Origin of the sequence: Streptococcus mitis, assembly GCF_009496285.1 — a bacterium.
Taxonomy (GTDB): domain Bacteria; phylum Bacillota; class Bacilli; order Lactobacillales; family Streptococcaceae; genus Streptococcus; species Streptococcus mitis_BP.
Window position 1 is genome coordinate 1 of record NZ_WIJK01000051.1, and the last position, 1,573, is coordinate 1,573.

At 27.6% G+C, this 1,573-nt stretch carries 2 protein-coding genes; both read right to left on the reverse strand.

What is annotated here, in order from left to right; all coding sequences use genetic code 11:
* The coding region (locus GEZ89_RS09445) for an AAA family ATPase (RefSeq protein ID WP_153225810.1) at nucleotides 1-711 on the reverse strand (711 nt) is incomplete at its 3' end.
* Between the two features lie 400 nt (nucleotides 712-1,111).
* Nucleotides 1,112-1,573 (reverse strand): hypothetical protein (locus GEZ89_RS09630; protein ID WP_194251855.1); only part of this gene is annotated, 462 nt, incomplete at its 5' end.

Consider the following 1,573-nt stretch of genomic DNA (forward strand, 5'->3'; position numbering starts at 1 on the left):
ATATTTAGCAAAAAGACGGTCATTCTGATTTTCCATAATTAAATCTGAAATTATTTTATTTTTTTTGTCATATATATCCTCTATGTTCTTTGTTATCGAATCAGCTCCTAGGTCAGAATACTTCAATCGTTTTTTGATTAGTTCAAGTAAGATAGGATCATCAACAAATCTTGACTGAGCATACAAATTTGAAATCTTTGCTTGGTTTATAGATTGAATTAATAGATAAATTGACTCATTATCAAACCCAATTAACTTTGATATTTCTTTTTCAACTTTTGAAAAATGGGCTATATTGTTCATCTTACATTTAAAATAAGAACTGCTAGCTAATGAAAGAATTTCATTAAAGGAATGACTGGGATAAATTACCTCCACCCCTTCAAAAATTTCACGTTGATTATCAACTCCAAGTTCGTAAAAAACTCTGCTTCTCTTTCTGGAAACTTGAGCCCTAATCCTATCATAGGGAGAATAAGTTGATAAAATAATTTTTTTTATTTTCCCTTCAACATTTAATTCACATTTAATATCTTTGCGAGTATACTCTTTCGAATAGTAACTCAAAATAGCTTCAAATAGCGTACTTTTTCCTGAACCATTATTTCCTAATATCAAGCTATAAGTATTACTTTCATGATTTGAACTATCATTAAATTCTATATTCAAATCTTTATTAAAAAAATTGCAACTAATGTTTTTAACTCTCATTATCTTTTCCTTTAATTCAAATTATTTTAAACCAAATGCAATATCTTTATGAATACATTCAGCAAATGAAGAAATTCTTTGATCACAAATATTCCTAATAGGTGCATTTTATATAACTTTAAGTAGTACTCTAACTATACCAAACATCATCTTCCATCTTCAACACATAAATTCTTTTTTCTAGCACTAGCTTATGAAGTAGATTTTGCCCATGATCTTTATTATCAAAAGTTTCTCCATAGTGATTGATAAGTTTATAAACTCTTTCAACTTGTTCTTTTTTATGGGAGCGACAATCGAAGTCGTCATAATAAAACTTTAGTACTATATCAGAATTATATATATTAAAGGCATCGAATATTGAAACGAAATAAGAGTAATCGGCTTTACCTAATGAATGTCAGTAAAATTTAATGATGTCTATAGAATTATCATAAATTTTTAAAGGTTCTTGTGGGAGTTCGGACATAATACGGAATGTTTTAGTGAACTCCATAAATTCTTGATAGTCATGATGATCTATTCCTAAAATTATATTATCTAATAATGTTCCATGAACATTATTACCTCCTCTGGAGTTAAAGAAGTCAGTACTATTAGGGAGATGAGTATAATTAAATGACAGGATGAAGTTACAATATTCATCAGTATTATAAACTCCAGATTTTATTAATTTGTCTATAAATTTTTGAGATTTAATATTATAAGTTACTTCGGGGAAGTTTTTAATTTCATTTGTGAGGTAGCCTTTAAAACCTGATTCAAAATTTTTAACTTGATCCATCATCAGATCCATCAGTTTTTTTTGAAAAATATGATCAGGTTCTTGGCAAAATTCTAAAAGGGAATCTGGAAATATAAG